The following is a 19,350-nucleotide window of genomic DNA, read 5'->3' as shown; positions in this document are numbered from 1 at the left end:
TCAGATGTAGAAACCGCCCGCGCCGACCAGCAACGTCGCCGCCCCCAGCGACAGCAGGGCCAGCACTATCCAGCCGGCGACGCCGCCCAGCAGCACGGGCCACCAGCGGCGCCGGCGGTAGTCGTTGCCGACGGCGTCGCGCACATAGCGGCACTGTTCGCGCGCGGGCAGGCCGCACCACGCCGCCGTCGCCATGACCGCGGCGATCGCGGGGAGATGGCGCGCATACACCTCGAACAGCGCGCCGATCACCCCCGACAGCAGCACAGTGCCGGTAACGAGCCAGCTCCAGCGCCGCGCGGCGGCGGCCTTGTCGGGCCGGCCCAGCGCCTGCCAGTTGGCAGCGTGCAGCCATGCGCCGAAGACGGGGGAAAACAACAGACTCCACCCTGCGGCGGCCCACGGATTCCATAATTTGCAGCAGTCCGGCTTCATGACGTCCCCGAAGTGGAGTAACCTTCAGTGTAACGTCCGTGACAGCCGGACCATTGCCCATGAACAACAATGGCTTACATGAGCTCAACATCTTACTTGAGCTCATAAGCTTATTTGAGCTCATACTTTACTTGAGCTCATAACGTTTGATGCGCTTGATGACCAGTTCCGGCAACGCCGTGATCTGCTTGCCGTGGTTGGCAAACACGATCTGCTGGCGACCGACGGAGACGGGCGAACCGTTTGCGTAGAAGCGGAACTCAAGCCAGAACGAGCAGCGTTTGACATCGTAGGCATTGACTTCGCAGGTGATTTCCTGGAACGGAAACGTTTCGGCCAGATAGTCCTGTTGGGCATGTTTTGTGATGAATACGCCTTCCTGCTGCAACATATCGCGGGAGATGCATTCATAAAACCACTTTTCGCGACAAATGCCTTGCCATTCGAAATAGCGAGCGAAGTATGTATTGCCGTAAGCGTTCGAATCTTTCAGGTAGATCGACAACTGGTGATGGAAGGTCAGTTCGGGGCCGGCGCCGGCATTGGCGCTTCCATTTGCATTATGGCTGACATCGTTCGCTACGTTGGCATGCATAAACATGTAATGCTCCCTGGTTCTGGTGGCCCGCAGGCTCTGGCGTCCGGCGGTGATCGACATTCAGTTGCCGAACACCTTTACTTTTTGCCCAAATGCATTTCGCACTTTTGATTTAACGCAACCCCGAGTTGTTTATGGCCAAGATGACCGGGACATTGCCACATTCCGTTGTTAAGATCGCTTGCCTGCTACAGATTTGTTACCTGGCGAGGAAAACGAATGTATTCAATTTTGCCGGCGCTGGTGTCAGTGCTCTTCCTTGGCTACGGCGCCTACGTGCTCAACTCCCGCGGTGTGAACCGCATCAGCATGATCTTTTTCGTGGTGTGCCTGACCACGTTCAGCTGGCAGGCTGCGTGGGCCGTCCTGTTCCAGGTGCGCGATCCGGGTGTCGCGCTGAGCATTGCCCGCATCGGTTACCTGCCTATCCTGTTTCTCCCCACCACGCTTTACCACTTCATCACGGAACTCACCGGGCATCGCAGCGAGAAGCCTTTCGTGCACGGCAGCTATGCGCTGGCCGGCGCGCTGGCGGTCATGATCGCCACGACAGACTGGTTCATTGCCGGCATGTACACGTACTTCTTCGGTCACTATCCCCGGGCCGGCTGGCTGCATCCGCTGCACCTGGTACAGACGGCTGTCGTCATCACGCGCGGCCTGTATCTGTTGTATCGCCGCCAGCAGGTAGCGCTATCGACGGAAAAGGCACGGCTGCGCTACTGCCTTGTCAGCATGCTGATCTATTCCGTGGCGGTCGTCGACTATGTCTGCAACTACGGTATCGAGCTGTATCCACCCGGCGTGATGTTCATCGTTGCCAGCCTGGGACTGATCGCGCAGGCCATGGTGCGGCACAACCTGCTGGCGGATCCCATCGCCACGGCCGCCAGCATTGCGCATGAAGTGCGCACGCCGCTGGCGACGATCCGCAGCCAGTCGCGCGTGCTCGCCCGCAGCCTGCCCGAGCTGATCGCCGGCTACAAGCGCTCGCAGGCGCCTGGCCTGAATGCGCAACAGCTGGAATATCTGGGGGAGATCGCGCAGCACATCGAGGCGGAAGTGTCGCGCTCGAATTTCATTGTCGACATGCTGCTCGCTTCCGCCCGCGCCGGGTCGCTGCAGCGGGACGGCTTTGCCGTTCACTCGGTCAAACGCTGCGTCGACGAGGCATTGGCCTGCTATCCGTTCTCGGAGCGCGAACGGGACCGGGTCAGCGTGACGATGCGCGACGACTACCGTTTCTTCGGTTCCGATACGCTGCTCGTCTACGTGCTGTACAACCTGCTGAAGAACGCGCTGCAGGCCATCAAGGCGGCCGGCCGCGGGACCGTGCTGATCGAGTGCCAGGCAAGTGCCAATCAGAATCTTCTGGTGGTGACGGACACGGGCCTGGGCATCCCCGGCGACGTCCTGCCGCACGTATTCGACCCGTTTTATACGACGCGTCATTCCGGCGGCGGTACGGGCATGGGGCTGGCGTTCTGCCACAAGGTGGTGACGGCGTTTGGCGGTACTATTGGCTGCGAATCGGAAAAGGGGTCGTTCACCCGCTTTACCATCGGGTTCCCCACGCAACTACCATCGCAGGCGGCCGATCAGCATGTCGCGGAACATTACCCAGTCCCCCATCAGGCTAAATAGCGGATAGGTGAACGTGGCAGGCCGGTTATGCTCGAAGAAATAATGGCCGACCCAGGCAAACCCATAGCCCAGCAGCGGCACTAACCACAGCAGTTCCCAGCGGCGCGTGATCAGCGTCGTGGCCAGAACGATCAATACCAGTGTCGAGCCGATGAAATGCAGGCGCCGGCAGGTGCGATTGTCGTGCTCCGCCAGATAATACGGGTAGAACTCGCGGAACGTCCTAAAGCGCTTCTCCATCGTCGGCACCCTTTACGATATCGTCCAGATCCGTCTCGTCACCCAGCACGAATATCTTACGCTCGTTCAGCACGTCCAGGATAAAGCCCTGGCGCTCACGCAGGCGCCGCCGGAAGTCGGGGACCGAATACAGGTTGGGGTTGATCTTGCGACGCAGGATGCGTTCCGCGACCGGCAGTCTGCTGAGCAATTCCCCGTAGGTCGTGTTTTCGCCGATCAGCAGCAGCTCGATCGCATCCGTCGAGGCCCCCTGTTCTTTCGCCGTCGTGCCATACACGAATGCGACATTGAGCGATTTGCGCATCGGTGCCAGCGCGGAGTTCAGAACACTGACCAGGCCAAACGTCTTCTTGACGATGCTGGCCAGCTCCTCGTACACGAGGCTTTCCTTGTTCGGCCTGAATTGCCGCACATTGCCGATCCGCTCCGACACGATCAGCCCCGATTCGTGCAGCCGCTTCAGTTCCCGCTGGGCCGATGCGCTGCCCAGACCCGTCAGCCGCATGATTTCATTGAGGTGGAATCCCTCATTCACACGCACGAACATCAGCCCCAGTAATTTCTGCTGGGCGGGAGTAAACAGGGCGGAAGCAATCATGGCCGGATACTAACATGGGTGTGCTGAAAGCTGGCACGAACCAGCGGCGCACTGCCGCGCTACAATGACCGGATAAGATTCTTTCGGATGACCCATGAAACGCAAGTGCGCAGCGGGTCCCTTGGCCGCGCGGGCATTTTGAAATGCGCCACCCCGGACCGGACTGGCAGTCGCTGGGCGCACAACTGCTGTTCCTGGCATTTGTACTGGCAACCATCGGCCGTGCCTGGCCGGAAAGGACAGCAAGATGAAAACATATCGCGGCAGTTGCCACTGTGGCGTCGTCCGCTACGAAGCCGATGCCGACCTGGCGGATGGCACCGTCCGCTGCAACTGTTCCCTGTGCCTGAAGAAGCGCTGGTGGGGCGCGATGGTAAGGCCGGAACATTTCCGGCTGCTTGCCGGCGAGGACGCGCTGGAGGAATACACGTTCGGCCGTCACGTCGAAAAGCACCGCTTCTGCCGCCACTGCGGCGTGCAGCCGTTCGTGTTCGGCCACTCGCCCGTGCGAGGCGCCTTCGTTGCCATCAACGTCGGCACGCTGGACGGCGTCAGCGATGGGGAGCTGGCTACGGCGCCGGTCCGTTACGTGGACGGGCGGAATGACCGCTGGGAGGATGAGCCTGCCGCTACCGGTCACCTGTGAGGCATGAGCGCACGATCCCGGCCACCACCCTTCCTGCAGCGGCCTGACATCGATCGCACTTCAGCGGCATCCGGTTGCGATATCTCAACTGTGATGCGCATACCCGGATCAGCCTGAAAGTCAGCGCCGCATTCAGCGGCGAAGCCGCGCCCAGCGATGTCTGGCGGACGGTCCTGTCTTACCCAAAAAAGAACTCATAAAAATTTTTCGACTTTACTGCGCCAAGCCTGGGTTGCAACAATGAATGTACGTCATCCAAAAATTCTTGCGTGATATTGGCGTCATCATCCTCGGCCTCGAAATGGTATTTATCCATCTCGATGCTCATTCCCTCGGCAATAACATCGAAGAATTGGCTGAGATCATCTGTAAGAAGCATATTCTGTTTCTGAATGCTGCCGTGCACTGCCCCTGTTGAAGTATCGACAAAGATGGCATCGCCATTCCGGTCTGCGATCACCACCCATTGGCGTGGCCAGTGCGGATCCTCGATCGTTTCGCCGTTTTCATTTTTGATCCAGTGCCAACCGTATTGCAAGCGCAACAGGTCGGCAGGAGCATAGAGAGAGAAGTGAAACAGCCCGCCAACATGCGCATGCGTATCGACGTACAAAAACTTGTAATAGTCTGCCAAAACCCCCTCGAGCGGCATCGACGACTGTGGCGCCGGTGCCGCTGGTGTGTATTCCACCTTACCGATAGACATCTCCGATCGCTGGAATGCATTCACAAATTTGTGCAAAGCCGCAGATAGTTCCATCTTTCTATTCCCTGTTGGATTGCAGACGACCCGATACCTGGTTTCATAACGTACCGTGTTTGTACGGTCTATCTTACCAGATAGCAATTTGGTGTTCTGGTGGCCTGATCAAAATCGCAGTCCGCATCTCGAGCACGCTTCGTAGCAGGCGCGCAAGCGCAACGGTGCGCTATCAAGCCCTCGCTCGACTGACGTTTTATCACGCGAGACGTGCCTGACAGTGCTGACGGCCCCAGCCTCGAGTGCACTGCTGGCAGAAAAAAAACGGCACCCGAAGGTGCCGTTTTCATTTGAACCAGAGAAGAGAAGCTTACGCCTCGCCGCCCTCGTCCTGCGTCATGGTCGACGTCTCGATTGCCTCGACATCGCCACCGCTCATCGCTGCGCGCTCGGCTTGCAGCAGTGCCGTGCGTTCTTCGGCTTCCCAAACTTCCTTCTCGCGACGGGCGCGGTGGAAGGCCAGGCCCGTGCCGCCTGGGATCAGGCGGCCGACGATGACGTTTTCCTTCAGGCCGCGCAGACCGTCGCGCTTGCCCATGATCGCCGCTTCCGTCAGCACGCGGGTGGTTTCCTGGAACGATGCGGCCGAGATGAACGAGTCGGTCGACAGCGATGCCTTGGTAATACCCAGCAGCACGTTTTCGTACGTCGCTGGCAGCTTGCCCGCGGCGACGACCTTGTCGTTCTCTTCCAACAGCTCCGAACGCTCCACCTGCTCGCCGACGATGTAGTCGGTGTCGCCGGCGTTGACGATCTGGACGCGACGCAGCATCTGGCGCACGATCACTTCGATGTGCTTGTCGTTGATCTTCACGCCCTGCAGACGGTAGACGTCCTGCACTTCGTCGACGATGTAACGTGCCAGCGCTTCGATACCCAGCAGGCGCAGGATGTCCTGTGGATCGGCCGGGCCGTCCACGATCATCTCGCCCTTGTTCACGACCTGGCCATCGTGCACCAGAACCTGTTTGTCTTTTGTAATCAGGAACTCGTGCTTGTTGCCGTCCATGTCCGTGATTTCCAGACGCTGCTTGCCCTTCGTTTCCTTACCGAAGGCCACCGTACCGGTAACTTCGGCCAGCATGCCCGCATCCTTCGGCGAACGTGCTTCGAACAGCTCGGCAACGCGTGGCAGACCACCGGTAATATCGCGGGTCTTCTGCGATTCCGTCGGGATACGCGCCAGGACTTCACCGACCGACACTTGCTGACCGTCTTTGACCATGATCAGCGCGCCGACCTGGAAGCCGATCGCCACGGCGTGTTCCGTGCCGGCGATCTTGACTTCGTGGCCTTCGTCGTTCAGCAGCTTGACCTGCGGACGCATCGTCTTGGTCAGCGAACCGCGACGCTTCGCATCGATCACGACCAGCGTGGCCAGACCGGTGACTTCGTCGACCTGACGTGCAACCGTGACGCCTTCTTCCACATTCTCGAAACGCACCGTACCGGCGTATTCCGTGATGATCGGACGGGTCAGCGGGTCCCACGTTGCCAGCGGCGTGCCGGCCTTGATCGTCATGCCATCCTTGACGATCAGCGTGGCGCCGTAAGGCACTTTGTGACGTTCGCGTTCGCGGCCGTGGTCGTCCGTGATCAGCACTTCGCCGGAACGGGAAATGACGATCTGCGCGCCCTTGCCGTTCGTGACGTAGCGCATCGTGGCCGTGAAGCGCACGATACCGTTCGACTTGGCTTCGACCGACGAGGCCACCGCTGCACGCGATGCCGCACCACCGATGTGGAACGTACGCATCGTCAGCTGGGTACCAGGTTCACCGATTGACTGTGCAGCGACGACACCGACGGCTTCACCAGTGTTGACCAGGCTGCCGCGGCCCAGATCGCGGCCGTAGCACTTGGCGCACAGGCCGAAACGCGTGTCGCAGGTCAGCGGCGTGCGGACCTTGACTTCGTCGATGCCCATGCGTTCGATGTCTTCGACCATGTCTTCGTCCAGCAGCGTGCCGGCTTCGTACACCGTTTCCTGGGTTTCAGGATTGACGATGTCGGTGCCTGCCACGCGGCCCAGGATACGGTCGCGCAGGGCTTCGATGACTTCACCACCCTCGACCATTGCCTTCATCTGCGTGCCGTTGGACGTGCCGCAATCGTCTTCGATCACGACCAGATCCTGCGTCACGTCGACCAGACGACGGGTCAGGTAACCCGAGTTCGCCGTCTTCAGTGCCGTATCGGCCAGACCTTTACGAGCGCCGTGGGTCGAGATGAAGTACTGCAGAACGTTCAGGCCTTCACGGAAGTTCGCCGTAATCGGCGTTTCAATGATGGAGCCGTCCGGTTTTGCCATCAGACCACGCATACCGGCCAGCTGGCGGATCTGCGCTGCCGAACCACGGGCGCCCGAGTCGGCCATCATGTAAATGGCGTTGAACGATTCCTGCGTCGTCGTGGTGCCGTCGCGCTTGACGACGTCTTCCACTTTCAGCTGGTCCATCATGGCCTTGCCGACTTCGTCCGAGGTCTTGCCCCAGATGTCGACGACCTTGTTGTAACGCTCGCCGGCCGTGACCAGACCCGAGGCGTACTGCTGCTCGATCTGTTTCACTTCCGATTCGGCCGTTGCGATCAAGGACTTCTTCACGTCCGGAACCAGCATGTCGTCCACGCAGATCGAGATACCGGCGCGCGTTGCCAGGCGGAAGCCCGACTGCATCAGCTGGTCGGCAAACACGACGGTGGCACGCAGGCCGCACTTGCGGAACGACGTGTTGATCAGCTTCGAGATCTCTTTCTTCTTCAGGGAGCGGTTCAGCACGCTGAACGGCAGGCCCTTCGGCAGAATTTCCGACAGGATGGCGCGGCCAACCGTCGTCTCGTAACGGGTCAGCGTACGGACGAACTCGCCCGTCGCCGGATCGCGTGGATTCTCGACGATACGCACGGTGATGCGCGTGGCCAGTTCGACTTCCTTGTTGTCGTACGCGCGGATGACTTCCGACACGTCCGGGAACAGCATGCCCTCGCCCTTGGCGTTGATCGCCTCGCGCGTCGCGTAGTACAGACCCAGCACGATATCCTGGGACGGCACGATCGACGGTTCGCCGTTCGACGGGAACAGGATGTTGTTCGACGCCAGCATCAGCGTACGCGCTTCCATCTGTGCTTCGATCGACAGCGGGACGTGGACAGCCATCTGGTCACCGTCGAAGTCGGCGTTGAACGCCGCGCAGACCAGCGGGTGCAGCTGGATCGCCTTACCTTCGATCAGCACCGGCTCGAACGCCTGGATACCCAGACGGTGCAGCGTTGGTGCACGGTTCAGCATGATCGGGTGTTCGCGGATCACGTCTTCCAGGATGTCCCAGACGACCGGTTCCTGGATCTCGACCAGCTTCTTCGCCGCCTTGATCGTCGTCGCCAGGCCCATCAGTTCGAGCTTGTTGAAGATGAACGGCTTGAACAGTTCCAGCGCCATCAGTTTCGGCAGACCGCACTGGTGCAGTTTCAGCTGTGGACCCACGACGATGACGGAACGGCCCGAGTAGTCGACGCGCTTACCCAGCAAGTTCTGACGGAAACGACCGCCTTTACCCTTGATCATCTCGGCCAGCGACTTCAGCGGACGCTTGTTGGCGCCGGTCATCGCTTTGCCGCGACGGCCGTTGTCCAGCAGCGAGTCGACCGCTTCCTGCAGCATGCGCTTTTCGTTACGCGTGATGATCTCTGGAGCACGCAGCTCCATCAGGCGCTTCAGACGGTTGTTACGGTTGATGACGCGGCGATACAGGTCGTTCAGGTCGGAGGTCGCAAAGCGGCCGCCGTCCAGCGGGACCAGTGGGCGCAGTTCCGGCGGCAGCACCGGCAGCACTTCCATGATCATCCAGTCCGGCTTGATGCCCGAACGCTGGAACGCTTCCAGCACTTTCAGGCGCTTGGCGTACTTCTTGATCTTCGCTTCGGACTTCGATTCCTTCAGTTCCACGCGCAGCGTTTCGGCATCGCGGTGGATGTCGATCGAGCGCAGCAGTTCACGGATGCCCTCGGCGCCCATGAAAGCGGTGAAGTCGTCGCCGTACTCTTCGTACTTGGCGGCGTAATCGTCTTCCGACATGATCTGGCACTTCTTCAGCGGGGTCATGCCCGGATCGGTCACGACGTATGCTTCGAAGTACAGGACGCGTTCGATGTCCCGCAGCGTCATGTCCAGGACCATGCCCAGACGCGACGGCAACGACTTCAGGAACCAGATGTGCGCGGTCGGCGAGGCCAGCTCGATGTGACCCATGCGTTCGCGGCGCACTTTCGCCAGCGTGACTTCAACGCCGCACTTCTCGCAGATGACACCGCGGTGCTTCAGGCGCTTGTACTTGCCGCACAGGCATTCGTAGTCCTTGATCGGGCCAAAGATCTTGGCGCAGAACAGGCCATCGCGCTCCGGCTTGAAGGTACGGTAGTTGATGGTTTCCGGCTTCTTGACTTCGCCGTAGGACCACGAACGGATTTTTTCAGGCGAGGCGAGACCGATCTTGATCGCGTCAAAGGTCTCGTTCGTCTGTACTTGCTTGAATAGATCGAGCAGGGCTTTCATGTATCACTCCAGGTAGTGATGAATTCTTGAATTTTGCCCGGCGCGCTACCGCGCGGCCGGGCTCGTGCTAATGAATTACGTGCGTTCCAGGTCGATGTCGATACCCAGGGAACGGATTTCCTTCACCAGCACGTTGAACGATTCCGGCATGCCGGCTTCGATCACGTGGTCGCCCTTGACGAGGTTTTCGTACACTTTGGTACGGCCATTCACGTCATCGGACTTCACGGTCAGCATTTCCTGCAGCACGTACGATGCGCCGTACGCTTCCAGTGCCCACACCTCCATCTCACCGAAGCGCTGGCCACCGAACTGGGCTTTACCGCCCAGCGGCTGCTGCGTCACCAGCGAGTACGGACCGGTCGAACGGGCGTGCATCTTGTCGTCGACCAGGTGGTGCAGTTTCAGCATGTGCATGACACCAACCGTGACCTTGCGCTCGAACGCTTCGCCGGTACGGCCGTCGTACATCGTGACCTGATTCTTCGACGGGGTCATGCCCAGCTTCGAAGCGATCTCGTCAGGGTACGCCAGATCCAGCATGCGGCGGATTTCCGACTCGTGCGCACCGTCAAACACTGGCGTTGCGAACGGCACACCCTTCTTCAGGTTGCCGGCGAGATTCATGATCTCTTCGTCGCTGAAGTTGGCGATGTCCTCTTTCGTGCCCGTCTCGTTGTAGACGGTCGTCAGGAACTTGCGCATCTCCTCGACCTTGATCTGCTGCGCCAGCATTTCGCCGATGCGGATACCCAGACCCTTGGCTGCCCAGCCCAGGTGGGTCTCGAGAATCTGACCCACGTTCATCCGGGACGGAACGCCCAGCGGATTCAGTACCACGTCCGCCGGCGTACCGTCGGCCATGTACGGCATGTCTTCCACCGGCACGATACGCGAGACCACACCCTTGTTACCGTGGCGGCCTGCCATCTTGTCGCCCGACTGCAGGCGGCGCTTGACGGCCAGGTAGACCTTGACCATCTTCTGCACGCCAGGCTGCAGCTCGTCGCCCTGCGTCAGCTTCTTGCGCTTCTCTTCGAAGGCCAGGTCGAACTGGTGGCGCTTCTCGGCGATCGATTCCTTGATCGCTTCCAGTGCCGTTGCCGCGTCGTCGTCGGCCGGGCGGATGTCGAACCAGTGGTACTTGTCCAGGTCGGCCAGGTATTCCTTGGTGATCGCGGCACCCTTCGCCAGCTTCTTCGGACCGCCGTTAACGATCTTACCGATCAGCATTTTTTCCAGACGCTGGAAGGCATCGCCCTCCACGATACGCATCTGGTCGTTCAGGTCCAGGCGGTAGCGCTTCAGCTCGTCGTCGATGATCTGCTGGGCGCGCTTGTCGCGCGGGATGCCTTCGCGGGTGAACACCTGCACGTCGATGACGGTACCGACCATGCCCGAAGGCACGCGCAGCGACGTGTCTTTCACGTCGGATGCCTTTTCGCCGAAGATCGCGCGCAGCAGCTTCTCTTCCGGCGTCAGTTGCGTTTCGCCCTTCGGCGTCACTTTACCGACCAGCGTGTCGCCGGCCTGCACTTCGGCGCCGATGTACACAATGCCGGACTCATCCAGACGCGCCAGCTGGTTTTCCGCCAGGTTCGAAATGTCGCGGGTGATTTCTTCCGCGCCCAGTTTCGTGTCGCGAGCGACCACCGACAGTTCTTCGATGTGGATCGACGTGTAACGGTCGTCCTTGACGACGTTTTCCGAGATCAGGATCGAATCCTCGAAGTTCAGACCATTCCATGGCATGAACGCCACGGTCATGTTCTGGCCCAGCGCCAGTTCGCCCAGGTCGGTCGATGCGCCGTCGGCGATGACGTCGCCCTTGGCCACGCGGTCGCCCACTTTGACGATCGGACGCTGGTTGATGTTGGTGTTCTGGTTTGAACGGGTGTACTTGATCAGGTTGTAGATGTCGACACCGACTTCGCCAGCTTGCGCTTCTTCGTCGTTGACGCGAATGACCACACGGCCCGCGTCGATGTAGTCCACCACGCCGCCACGCAGCGCCTGCACGGTCGTGCCGGAGTCGACTGCCACGGTGCGTTCGATACCCGTACCGACCAGCGCCTTCTCGGGACGCAGGCAAGGCACAGCCTGACGCTGCATGTTGGCGCCCATCAGTGCACGGTTCGCATCATCGTGTTCCAGGAACGGAATCAGCGAGGCCGCGACGGAGACGATCTGGCCTGGGGCCACGTCCATGTACTGGATACGTTCTGGCGACACGAGGATCGTTTCGCCGGCTTCACGGGCCGACACCAGTTCGTCGATCAGCTGGCCTTCTTCGTTGATCTTGGCGTTAGCCTGGGCGATGATGTAGCGGCCCTCTTCGATCGCGGACAGGTAGTCGATCTTGTCGGTAACCTTCGAACCTTCGACCTTGCGGTACGGGGTTTCCAGGAAGCCGTATTCATTCAGGCGGGCGTACAGAGCCAGCGAGTTGATCAGGCCGATGTTCGGACCTTCCGGCGTTTCGATCGGGCAGACGCGGCCGTAGTGGGTCGGGTGCACGTCGCGCACCTCGAAGCCGGCGCGTTCGCGCGTCAGACCGCCCGGGCCCAGTGCGGAAACACGGCGCTTGTGGGTGATCTCGGACAGCGGGTTGGTCTGGTCCATGAACTGCGACAGCTGCGACGAACCGAAAAACTCCCGGATAGCGGCCGAAATCGGCTTGGAGTTAATCAAATCATGCGGCATCAGGTTGTCGGCTTCGGCCTGGCCCAGGCGTTCCTTGACGGCACGCTCGACACGCACGAGACCGGCGCGGAACTGGTTTTCGGCCAGTTCGCCCACGCAACGGACGCGACGGTTACCCAGGTGATCGATATCGTCCACTTCGCCACGGCCATTGCGCAGCTCGACGAGGATCTTGATCACGGCCAGCACGTCTTCGTTCGACAGCGTCATGGCGCCCGTCAGTTCGTCACGGCCGATACGGCGGTTGAACTTCATGCGGCCCACGGCGGACAGGTCGTAGCGGTCGGCGCTGTAGAACAGGCCGTTGAACAGCGCTTCGACCGATTCCTCGGTTGGCGGTTCGCCAGGACGCATCATGCGGTAGATCGCGATACGGGCGGCCGTCTGGTCGGCCGTATCGTCGATGCGCAGCGTCTGCGAGATGTAGGCGCCCTGGTCCAGGTCGTTCGTGTACAGCGTCTGGATCGCGGAGATGTTCGAATCGCGCAGGCGGTTCAGGACTTCTTCCGTCAGCTCGTCGTTGGCCGAGGCCACGACTTCGCCCGTTTCCGGATCGACGATGTTCTTGGCCAGCACGCGGCCCAGCAGGTAGTCTTCCGGCACAGAGATGTGGGCGATGCCGGCCGCTTCGATTTCACGCACGTGCTTGGCGTTGATACGCTTGTCCTTCGTGACGATCGTCTTGCCATCCTTCGGATTGACGATGTCGAAGCGCGCGACTTCACCGCGCAGGCGTTCCGCGACGAATTCCATCTCGCCGCCTTCCGAGCGCAGGTTGAAGTTGTCGAACACGAAGAAGTTCGCCAGGATCTGTTCCGGCGTCATGCCGATGGCCTTCAGCAGGATCGATACCGGCATCTTGCGGCGACGGTCGACGCGGAAGTACAGGATGTCCTTCGGGTCGAACTCGAAGTCCAGCCACGAGCCGCGGTAAGGGATGATACGGGCCGAGAACAGCAGTTTGCCGGACGAGTGCGTCTTGCCGCGGTCGTGCTCGAAGAACACGCCCGGGGAACGGTGCAGCTGCGACACGATGACGCGCTCGGTACCGTTGATGACGAACGAACCGGTGGTCGTCATCAGGGGCAGTTCGCCCATGTAGACTTCCTGTTCCTTCATTTCCTTGACGACCGGCTTGGTCGGCGATTCCTTGTCCAGGATCACGAGGCGCACTTTCGCGCGCAGCGGCGATGCGAACGTCAGGCCACGGAGTTGGCACTCTTTCACGTCAAACGCAGGGTCGCCCAGCACGTAGGAGAGGAACTCCAGGCGTGCGAAACCGTTGTGCGAGACGATCGGGAAGATGGAAGTGAAGGCCGATTGCAAGCCTTCGTTCTTGCGGGTCGACACCGGAGTGTGCTCTTGCAAGAAGTTTTCGTAAGACTCGAGCTGGGTCGCCAGCAGGAACGGAACGTTGTGGACGTTGGCGCGTTTCGCGAATGATTTGCGAATGCGTTTCTTCTCAGTAAATGAGTAGTGCATGGACACTCCGTGAGTGACAGGAAAGGATAGAAAATTCAGGTTTCAGCTTGTATGCTTGCGACAGGACATGTCACACAGGCGAAACCTCAAGGCACTACCTTTTCAGGCCAGGACGACAAAAGAAGGGGTACAACAAAACAAAAACACAACAAATACGACAGAGACGACAAAGGAGCCAAAGCCGGATCTCCTCCCTTCCGGAAGGAAATCCGCAGCTTTGGCTCAGGCGCTAAAGGTTACCGGCGCCGGTAATACTAGATTACTTCAGGTCGGCCTTGGCGCCAGCTTCTTCCAGCTTCTTCTTAGCGGCTTCAGCGTCGGCTTTCGACAGGGCTTCTTTCACGGTCTTCGGTGCGCCGTCAACCACGTCTTTGGCTTCTTTCAGGCCCAGACCGGTGATTTCACGAACTGCCTTGATGACGCCGACTTTGTTCGCGCCGACTTCGGTCAGCACCAGGTTGAACTCGGTCTGCTCTTCAGCAGCAGCGGCGACTGCGCCGCCAGCGGCTGGAGCGGCCATTGCAGCTGCCGACACGCCGAATTTTTCTTCGAAGGCCTTGACCAGGTCGTTCAGGTCCATCACGGACATTTCGGACACTGCGTTCAGGATATCGTCTTTGCTAATTGCCATTTGAAACTCCTAATTGATTTGTATGCTACAGAATTGATTACTTGACGAGAACGTGCGGCAATTACGCTGCAGCGGTTTCTTCGGCTGCAGGAGCAGCTTCCGAACCTTCGCTCTTCTTGGCTGCCAGAGCAGCCAGACCACGTGCAAAGCCCGATACCGGTGCCAGCATAACGCCCAACAGCTGCGAGATGAGGACTTCACGGCTAGGAATGCTCGCCAGTGCAGTCACGCCAGCTACGTCGAGCTGCTTGCCTGCATAGTTACCTGCCTTAATGACCAGCTTGTCGTTGGTTTTGGCGAAGTCGTTGATGACTTTCGCTGCTGCCACGGCATCATCCGAGATCGAGTAGATCAGCGGACCGGTCATTGCATCGGCCAGGTTGGCGAACTGCGTACCTTCGACAGAGCGACGTGCCAGCGTGTTCTTCAGAACACGCAGGTACACGCCCTGGGTACGCGCGGCTGCACGGAGTTTCGTCAAGTGAGCAACCTGGATGCCACGGTACTCAGCCACGACGATCGTTTGCGCAGTTGCTACCTTTGCGGAAACCTCTTCGACGACGGCCTTTTTGTCATTCAGATTAAGACCCACGGTCAATCTCCTTTAAAGACACAGGAAAAGCTCCTGCGTCGGTTTCGAACAACGGCGTCCGAGGTTAGGAGTCCAATGGACTGCAAAACTGGTTCGGGTACACCATCTGCGTTGGGCGCCGGCTCTCACCTGCAATTAACGGGAAGCCTGCCTGCTGCTTCCCGCCCAACGGTCTTTGATTGCCTGGCAGGCACTTGCGCACCTGCCAGCCCAAAGATGCGCCCCGGGTTCACACCCGAGGACTTAAACTTTTACTTAAGCAGCCAGCGTGCCGTGATCAACACGGACGCCTGCCCCCATCGTCGACGACAGCGATACCTTGCGCAGGTAGATGCCTTTCGACGAAGCAGGCTTGGCCTTGTTCAGCGCGTCGATCAGGGCAACCAGGTTGCTCTTCAGTTCTGCGTCGCTGAACGACTTACGGCCGATCGTGGCGTGGATGATACCGGCCTTGTCGGTACGGTACTGAACCTGGCCGGCTTTCGCGTTTTTCACGGCGGTAGCGACGTCAGGGGTAACAGTGCCGACCTTCGGGTTAGGCATCAGGCCACGTGGGCCCAGGATCTGGCCCAGGGTACCGACGATACGCATCGTGTCTGGCGAAGCGATAACGATGTCGAACGGCATGTCGCCGGCCTTCACGCGTTCTGCCAGGTCTTCCATGCCGACGACATCCGCGCCGGCTGCTTTAGCAGCCTCAGCCTTGTCGCCAGAAGCGAACACGGCCACGCGAACGGTCTTGCCGGTGCCTGCTGGCAGGACGACGGAACCGCGAACAACCTGGTCCGACTTCTTCGGATCCACGCCCAGCTGGACGGACACGTCGATCGATTCATTGAACTTGGCGGTAGCCAGTTCCTTGATCAGGGCGACAGCGTTGTCGAACGGGTACACTTTGGTACGGTCTACTTTAGCCTTGATGGCTTGTGCGCGCTTGGACAGTTTTGCCATGATCAGATACCCTCAACGGTGATGCCCATCGAACGAGCCGAACCGGCGATGGTGCGCACAGCGGCTTCCAGATCGGCGGCGGTCAGGTCAGGGGTCTTCAGTTTTGCAATTTCTTCCGCTTGAGCGCGGGTCAGCGTGCCAACCTTGTCGGTATGTGGCTTCGGCGAACCTTTTTGCACGCCCGAGTGCTTCTTGATCAGGAACGTCGCTGGAGGCGTCTTCATCACGAACGTGAAGGACTTGTCCGCGAAGGCGGTGATCACCACAGGGATCGGCATGCCTGGTTCCATACCTTGGGTCTGCGCGTTGAACGCCTTGCAGAATTCCATGATGTTCAGACCGCGCTGACCCAGTGCCGGGCCGATCGGTGGGGATGGGTTTGCCTTACCAGCTGGTACTTGCAGCTTGATAAAGCCAATGATTTTCTTTGCCATGATGGCTTTCCTATCGTTGGATTTGAGTGGTAGCGCCCCGCCGGTACTTCATGGCAGGGCTCCTCGGGTGGATTCTCCGAAAATTCCGGAACGCTCCGTAGGGCGCTTAAACTTTTTCGACTTGACCGAACTCGAGTTCGACGGGGGTCGCGCGGCCGAAGATGGTGACCGAAACGCGCACTTTGGACTTTTCGTAGTTGACTTCTTCCACGTTGCCGTTGAAATCGGTGAACGGACCATCCTTGATGCGGACCTGCTCGCCCACTTCGTACAGCACTTTCGGCCGTGGCTTCTCCACGCCTTCCTGCATCTGCGTCATGATCTTTTCGATCTCGCGTGCGGGAATCGGGGTCGGCTTGTTCGACTTGCCGCCGATGAAGCCGGTGACCTTGGCGGTATTCTTCACCAGGTGCCAGGTCTCATCCGTCATCTCCATTTCCACCAGCACGTAGCCAGGGAAGAAACGACGTTCGGTGACGGACTTCTGGCCATTCTTCACTTCCACGACTTCTTCGGTCGGGACGAGGATCTGGCCGAATTGTTCCTGCATGCCGGCGCGCTCGACGCGTTCGGTCAGTGCACGCTGCACGCTCTTTTCCATGCCGGAGTAGGCATGAACCACGTACCAGCGCTTGTTGCTGACCGGGACGCTGACTGGCGCCGCGGATTCTTGAGCTGCGGCGTCGCCCGGCACGGGTTCACCCGATACCGATTCGCCCGCCGTGTCGTCTTGCACGTTTTCGCTCATTATTTTTTCCAACCCAGGATTACGTCGTACAACAAGAATTCCAACAGCTTATCTGTTCCCCACAGGAACACTGCCATCACCAACACGAAGCCGAACACGAGCATCGTGATCTGGGTGGCCTCCTTACGCGTAGGCCACACGACTTTCTTGGTCTCGCGAACAGCTTCTTTCGCAAAATTGATGAAATCGCGGCCAGAGGCGGAGGTGTAAGCAATGCCGACGGAAATAAGCAAACCAACCACAAGCGCAGCTGCCCGCACCAGGGTTGGTTGACCTGCCAGAACAAAGAATCCGGCTACGCCTGCAATCGCTGCAACCACCGCCAACACGACCTTGAGCTTATCGCCGGACGTGCTAACGGTTTGCACGGATTGATTAGACATTCGTTTTTACTTTCGGTGCCCTGCACCAGAATTCGGTGGCAGGGGCGGAGGGCATCGAACCCCCAACCTTCGGTTTTGGAGACCGACGCTCTGCCAATTGAGCTACGCCCCTACGTAAAACACTACAGTGGAATCCGTTATTCTAGCACCCAACCGGGGTTGGGCGCTAGTCCTGCTTGGCAGGATTCCTGAACTGGGAATTAACCCAGGATCTTGGCAACAACGCCGGCGCCGACAGTACGGCCGCCTTCGCGGATAGCGAAGCGCAGGCCTTCTTCCATGGCGATCGGGTTGATCAGCTTGACGGTGATCGACACGTTATCGCCTGGCATGACCATTTCCTTGTCCGCTGGCAGTTCGATCGAACCGGTCACGTCCGTCGTACGGAAGTAGAACTGTGGACGGTAGTTGTTGAAGAATGGCGTGTGACGGCCGCCTTCGTCTTTCGACAGAACGTAGATCTCGCCCGTGAAGTGGTTGTGCGGCTTGATCGAGCCTGGCTTTGCCAGAACCTGACCACGCTGAACGTCTTCACGCTTGGTGCCGCGCAGCAGCAGACCAACGTTGTCGCCGGCTTGACCCTGGTCCAGCAGCTTGCGGAACATTTCCACGCCGGTGCAGGTCGTCTTGACGGTGTCGATGATACCGACGATTTCGATCTCTTCGCCGACCTTGATGATGCCGCGCTCGACACGACCCGTGACCACGGTACCGCGGCCGGAGATCGAGAACACGTCTTCCACTGGCATCAGGAAGGCGCCGTCCACAGCGCGCTCAGGCGTTGGGATGTAGCTGTCCAGTGCGTCGGCCAGACGGATGATGCACTCTTCGCCCATCTCGCCAGGCTGGCCTTCCAGGGCCATACGTGCCGAACCCTTGATGATTGGCAGGTCGTCGCCTGGGAATTCGTACTTCGACAGCAGCTCGCGCACTTCCATTTCGACCAGTTCCAGCAGCTCTGCGTCGTCGACCAGGTCGCACTTGTTCAGGAACACGATGATGTATGGAACGCCAACCTGACGGGCCAGCAGGATGTGCTCGCGGGTCTGTGGCATCGGGCCGTCGGCTGCGGAGCAAACCAGGATCGCGCCGTCCATCTGGGCAGCACCGGTAATCATGTTCTTGATGTAGTCGGCGTGGCCTGGGCAGTCAACGTGTGCGTAGTGACGTGCAGCGGTTTCGTACTCGACGTGGGCGGTGTTGATGGTGATGCCGCGTGCTTTTTCTTCCGGAGCAGCGTCGATCTGGTCGTAGGCTTTCGCTTCGCCGCCGAATTTCTTCGACAGAACGGTTGCGATTGCAGCGGTCAGGGTCGTCTTGCCATGGTCAACGTGACCGATGGTGCCAACGTTCACGTGCGGCTTAGTCCGCTCAAACTTACCTTTTGCCATTTTTGACTCCTAACAATTTTAAAATATTGCTGGGCACGCGCCCGACTGTCAGATTGATGTATTGCGATGTATTGCGATGCATTGCCAATACGGTACAGCGAATTCTGGTGCCCTTTACGTGGATTGAACACGTGGCCTCTCCCTTACCAAGGGAGTGCTCTACCACTGAGCTAAAAGGGCTTTTTTGGTACTACGACTGCAACAAAACTGGAGCGGGTGAAGGGAATCGAACCCTCGTCATAAGCTTGGAAGGCTTCAGCTCTACCATTGAGCTACACCCGCGAGGTTCCGTTTCACTACATTGTCACTCAGTTTCCTTGCAAAAACTTGGTGGAGGGGACTGGATTCGAACCAGTGTACTCATAAGAGGGCAGATTTACAGTCTGCTGCCTTTAACCACTCGGCCACCCCTCCGCGAGGAACCGCAGAGTATGAAGCATAAAATCAAAACTGTCAACGCCTTAACACGTTCTTGCTCGTGTTGTGTTGCTAACCGTCTGCTTCGGGGCGAGATTGTAGCGGCTACCGCTGCGAAAATGCAAGGGTTGTTTTTGTGAGTTCA

Annotated in this window: 16 protein-coding genes and 4 tRNA genes; 2 read left to right on the top strand and 18 right to left on the bottom strand. The window is 59.2% G+C overall.

The features are described 5' to 3' along the window. Entirely contained in the window at positions 1-378 is a 378-nt protein-coding gene (locus E1742_RS18230; protein ID WP_134386426.1) for a hypothetical protein, read from the bottom strand. A 184-nt stretch (positions 379-562) separates the two neighbouring features. Continuing rightward, a complete protein-coding gene (locus E1742_RS18225; protein ID WP_229466073.1) occupies positions 563-1,093 on the bottom strand; it encodes an acyl-CoA thioesterase in 531 nt (176 codons plus the stop codon). A 159-nt stretch (positions 1,094-1,252) separates the two neighbouring features. On the opposite strand from E1742_RS18225, the gene E1742_RS18220 reads away from it, so the two are divergent. Further along, entirely contained in the window at positions 1,253-2,677 is a 1,425-nt protein-coding gene (locus E1742_RS18220) for a sensor histidine kinase (protein WP_134386424.1), read from the top strand. Here the strand turns inward: E1742_RS18220 and E1742_RS18215 are convergent. Next, positions 2,612-2,917 (bottom strand): Mpo1-like protein, encoded by a 306-nt coding sequence (locus E1742_RS18215; RefSeq protein WP_134386422.1) that lies wholly within the window; start codon positions 2,915-2,917, stop codon positions 2,612-2,614. The two genes, E1742_RS18220 and E1742_RS18215, sit on opposite strands and share 66 nt — an antisense overlap. Continuing rightward, complete coding sequence (locus E1742_RS18210; protein ID WP_134386420.1) at positions 2,901-3,515, bottom strand: helix-turn-helix domain-containing protein; 615 nt, start codon at positions 3,513-3,515, stop codon at positions 2,901-2,903. The genes E1742_RS18215 and E1742_RS18210 overlap by 17 nt, the downstream gene beginning before the upstream one ends. 247 nt (positions 3,516-3,762) lie before the next feature. On the opposite strand from E1742_RS18210, the gene E1742_RS18205 reads away from it, so the two are divergent. Then, positions 3,763-4,161, top strand: coding sequence for a GFA family protein (locus E1742_RS18205; RefSeq protein ID WP_134386418.1), 399 nt, complete (start codon positions 3,763-3,765; stop codon positions 4,159-4,161). Positions 4,162-4,339: 178 nt separating this feature from the next. On the opposite strand, the gene E1742_RS18200 is transcribed toward E1742_RS18205, so the two are convergent. The 14 genes from E1742_RS18200 to E1742_RS18135 all read right to left on the bottom strand — a co-directional run bounded on the left by E1742_RS18200 (position 4,340) and on the right by E1742_RS18135 (position 19,202). Beyond that, positions 4,340-4,921 (bottom strand): hypothetical protein, encoded by a 582-nt coding sequence (locus tag E1742_RS18200; RefSeq protein WP_134386416.1) that lies wholly within the window; start codon positions 4,919-4,921, stop codon positions 4,340-4,342. Positions 4,922-5,231: 310 nt separating this feature from the next. Next, positions 5,232-9,473 carry a DNA-directed RNA polymerase subunit beta' gene (gene rpoC / locus E1742_RS18195; RefSeq protein ID WP_134386414.1) on the bottom strand — a complete coding sequence of 1,414 codons (4,242 nt, stop codon included), beginning with the start codon at positions 9,471-9,473 and terminating at the stop codon, positions 5,232-5,234. 75 nt (positions 9,474-9,548) lie between these two features. Continuing rightward, positions 9,549-13,658, bottom strand: a complete 4,110-nt coding sequence (gene rpoB, locus E1742_RS18190) for a DNA-directed RNA polymerase subunit beta (protein WP_134386412.1) — start codon at positions 13,656-13,658, stop codon at positions 9,549-9,551. 259 nt (positions 13,659-13,917) lie between these two features. Next, on the bottom strand, positions 13,918-14,289 hold the full coding sequence (rplL, locus tag E1742_RS18185) for a 50S ribosomal protein L7/L12 (protein ID WP_134386410.1): 372 nt from the start codon (positions 14,287-14,289) through the stop codon (positions 13,918-13,920). A 61-nt stretch (positions 14,290-14,350) separates the two neighbouring features. Continuing rightward, positions 14,351-14,881: a 50S ribosomal protein L10 gene (gene rplJ / locus E1742_RS18180; protein WP_134386408.1), complete on the bottom strand. Its 531-nt coding sequence runs from the start codon at positions 14,879-14,881 to the stop codon at positions 14,351-14,353. 255 nt (positions 14,882-15,136) lie between these two features. Next, positions 15,137-15,832, bottom strand: coding sequence for a 50S ribosomal protein L1 (rplA, locus tag E1742_RS18175; RefSeq protein WP_134386406.1), 696 nt, complete (start codon positions 15,830-15,832; stop codon positions 15,137-15,139). 2 nt (positions 15,833-15,834) lie between these two features. Continuing rightward, positions 15,835-16,266 carry a 50S ribosomal protein L11 gene (rplK, locus tag E1742_RS18170; protein WP_112939725.1) on the bottom strand — a complete coding sequence of 144 codons (432 nt, stop codon included), beginning with the start codon at positions 16,264-16,266 and terminating at the stop codon, positions 15,835-15,837. 106 nt (positions 16,267-16,372) lie between these two features. Then, positions 16,373-17,014: a transcription termination/antitermination protein NusG gene (nusG, locus tag E1742_RS18165; protein ID WP_134386404.1), complete on the bottom strand. Its 642-nt coding sequence runs from the start codon at positions 17,012-17,014 to the stop codon at positions 16,373-16,375. After that, positions 17,014-17,397 carry a preprotein translocase subunit SecE gene (gene secE / locus E1742_RS18160; protein ID WP_134386403.1) on the bottom strand — a complete coding sequence of 128 codons (384 nt, stop codon included), beginning with the start codon at positions 17,395-17,397 and terminating at the stop codon, positions 17,014-17,016. The genes nusG and secE overlap by 1 nt, the downstream gene beginning before the upstream one ends. 36 nt (positions 17,398-17,433) lie before the next feature. Next, positions 17,434-17,509 (bottom strand) — tRNA-Trp (locus E1742_RS18155). Positions 17,510-17,597: 88 nt separating this feature from the next. After that, positions 17,598-18,788: an elongation factor Tu gene (gene tuf / locus E1742_RS18150; protein WP_134386401.1), complete on the bottom strand. Its 1,191-nt coding sequence runs from the start codon at positions 18,786-18,788 to the stop codon at positions 17,598-17,600. Positions 18,789-18,893: 105 nt separating this feature from the next. Continuing rightward, positions 18,894-18,968, bottom strand: a tRNA-Thr gene (locus E1742_RS18145). A 28-nt stretch (positions 18,969-18,996) separates the two neighbouring features. Continuing rightward, positions 18,997-19,070, bottom strand: a tRNA-Gly gene (locus E1742_RS18140). Positions 19,071-19,116: 46 nt separating this feature from the next. Continuing rightward, positions 19,117-19,202: transfer RNA gene (locus tag E1742_RS18135), tRNA-Tyr, on the bottom strand. Between the last annotated feature and the right edge of the window lie 148 nt (positions 19,203-19,350).

Source organism: Pseudoduganella plicata (assembly GCF_004421005.1).
In the GTDB taxonomy this organism is placed as follows: domain Bacteria; phylum Pseudomonadota; class Gammaproteobacteria; order Burkholderiales; family Burkholderiaceae_D; genus Rugamonas; species Rugamonas plicata.
Note: the sequence above shows the minus strand (reverse complement) of the source record. Positions and strands in the feature narration are given on the sequence as shown.

Bases quoted from the DNA above. Each gene is read 5' to 3' on its own strand.
- E1742_RS18210 (WP_134386420.1), bottom strand. From the start codon at position 3,515: ATGATTGCTTCCGCCCTGTTTACTCCCGCCCAGCAGAAATTACTGGGG.
- rplA (WP_134386406.1), bottom strand. From the start codon at position 15,832: ATGGCAAAACTGTCCAAGCGCGCACAAGCCATCAAGGCTAAAGTAGAC.
- E1742_RS18225 (WP_229466073.1), bottom strand. From the start codon at position 1,093: ATGTCGATCACCGCCGGACGCCAGAGCCTGCGGGCCACCAGAACCAGG.
- secE (WP_134386403.1), bottom strand. From the start codon at position 17,397: ATGTCTAATCAATCCGTGCAAACCGTTAGCACGTCCGGCGATAAGCTC.
- E1742_RS18215 (WP_134386422.1), bottom strand. From the start codon at position 2,917: ATGGAGAAGCGCTTTAGGACGTTCCGCGAGTTCTACCCGTATTATCTG.
- nusG (WP_134386404.1), bottom strand. From the start codon at position 17,014: ATGAGCGAAAACGTGCAAGACGACACGGCGGGCGAATCGGTATCGGGT.
- rplL (WP_134386410.1), bottom strand. From the start codon at position 14,289: ATGGCAATTAGCAAAGACGATATCCTGAACGCAGTGTCCGAAATGTCC.
- rpoB (WP_134386412.1), bottom strand. From the start codon at position 13,658: ATGCACTACTCATTTACTGAGAAGAAACGCATTCGCAAATCATTCGCG.
- tuf (WP_134386401.1), bottom strand. From the start codon at position 18,788: ATGGCAAAAGGTAAGTTTGAGCGGACTAAGCCGCACGTGAACGTTGGC.
- rplK (WP_112939725.1), bottom strand. From the start codon at position 16,266: ATGGCAAAGAAAATCATTGGCTTTATCAAGCTGCAAGTACCAGCTGGT.
- E1742_RS18200 (WP_134386416.1), bottom strand. From the start codon at position 4,921: ATGGAACTATCTGCGGCTTTGCACAAATTTGTGAATGCATTCCAGCGA.
- rpoC (WP_134386414.1), bottom strand. From the start codon at position 9,473: ATGAAAGCCCTGCTCGATCTATTCAAGCAAGTACAGACGAACGAGACC.
- E1742_RS18220 (WP_134386424.1), top strand. From the start codon at position 1,253: ATGTATTCAATTTTGCCGGCGCTGGTGTCAGTGCTCTTCCTTGGCTAC.
- E1742_RS18205 (WP_134386418.1), top strand. From the start codon at position 3,763: ATGAAAACATATCGCGGCAGTTGCCACTGTGGCGTCGTCCGCTACGAA.